Source organism: Streptomyces morookaense, assembly GCF_013030945.1.
GTDB lineage: Bacteria > Actinomycetota > Actinomycetes > Streptomycetales > Streptomycetaceae > Streptomyces > Streptomyces morookaensis.
In genome coordinates this window covers 1-1,325 of sequence record NZ_JABBXF010000189.1, presented here as the reverse complement: position 1 = coordinate 1,325, position 1,325 = coordinate 1, and the positions used below count along the sequence as shown (strand labels likewise).

The window sequence follows — 1,325 nt, the reverse complement described above, 5'->3', positions numbered from 1 at the left end:
CCGCAGCACCGTCTGCGCCACGCTCAGTTCGTACTCGCGCGGCCCCGGCTCGTAGTCCACGAAGGTGCCGGGGATGACCGGCTCGCCCGAGTGGCCCGAGGTCACGGTGATGTCGGCCTCGCCGCGCTTGTTCGCCGGGGGCGCGGGCCGTGAGGCGAAGCCTTCGATGTGCGTGCGCAACGCCTCGGAACGGTCGGCGACTTCCTGGAAGGCCTGCAGGGGAAGCGTCAGGACCGTGCAGCGCGTGGTGGCCCGGACCGTGAACCCCCAGGTGCCGTCCGGCTCCAGCGGTACGCGCTCGCCGAAGAAATCACCGGCGCCCAGGGAGCCGAGGTCGGTCTCGTCCCCGTACTTTCCGGGGCCGGTCTTGGTGAGCTTGCCATGGGCGATCAGGAACACCTGGTCGGCCGGCCGCCCCTGCTCGGCGAGGGCATCGCCCGGTGCGTACTCGCGCTGGACGCATGCGGCGGCCAGGGCCTCCAGCACGGCGTTGTCCTCGAAGCCGCGCAGCAGCGGGAGTTCGCCCAACTCGGCGGGAATGACGCGGATTTCGGATCCGGTGGTGATGAATTCGACGATGCCGTTGCCGACGGTGTAAGTGAGACGCCTGTTGACACGGTAGGTGCCGGCCGAGACCTGCACCCAGGGCAGCACGCGGAGCAGCCACCGGGAGGAGATCCCCTGCATCTGGGGGACGGACTTGGTGGTCGTCGCGAGCTGGCGTGCCGCTGTCGTGCCCAGGCTCAGCTGCGGCCGGTCCGCCGCCTGCTCGGTGGGCTCGGGCTCCACTGACGTGGTCATGAGTGGTGATCACCTAACTGTGCGATGCGTGACGGACGTACAGGGCATACGCACAGTGCGGGGAGGCACTGCGCGCGGTCTGCGGCGGAACTCAGTGCCCGATTTCCACGTTCTCGAGAATTCCGAGGGCGTCGGGGACCAGCACGGCGGCGGAATAGTAGGCGCTCACCAGATAGGACATGATGGCCTGTTCGCTGATTCCCATGAATCGCACGGAGAGGCTCGGCTGGTATTCGTCGGGAATTCCCGTCCGGTGCAGGCCGATCACGCCCTGGGACTGCTCCCCGGTGCGCATCAGCAGAACGGAGCTGACGCCGTCCTCGGTGACCGGGATCTTGTTGCACGGGAAGATGGGAACTCCCCGCCAGGCGGGCACCTGGTGCCCGTTGACGTCGACGCTGTCCGGATAGACGCCGGCCCGGTTGAACTCGCGGGCGATGGCCGCGATGGTGCGCGGGTGGGCCAGCAGGAACGTGGGGTCCTTCCAGACCGTCGCCAGCAGTTCGTCGAGGTCGTCGGGGGTG

The 1,325-nt window shown here is 68.5% G+C and carries 1 protein-coding gene and 1 pseudogene; both read right to left on the bottom strand.

Annotated features, from left to right (window positions below):
* On the bottom strand, positions 1-801 hold an 801-nt coding region (locus HG542_RS34080; RefSeq protein ID WP_171088299.1), incomplete at its 3' end, for a cyclic nucleotide-binding domain-containing protein.
* A gap of 91 nt (positions 802-892) precedes the next feature.
* Positions 893-1,325, bottom strand: a pseudogene (locus HG542_RS34075) (Crp/Fnr family transcriptional regulator); the annotation flags it as partial.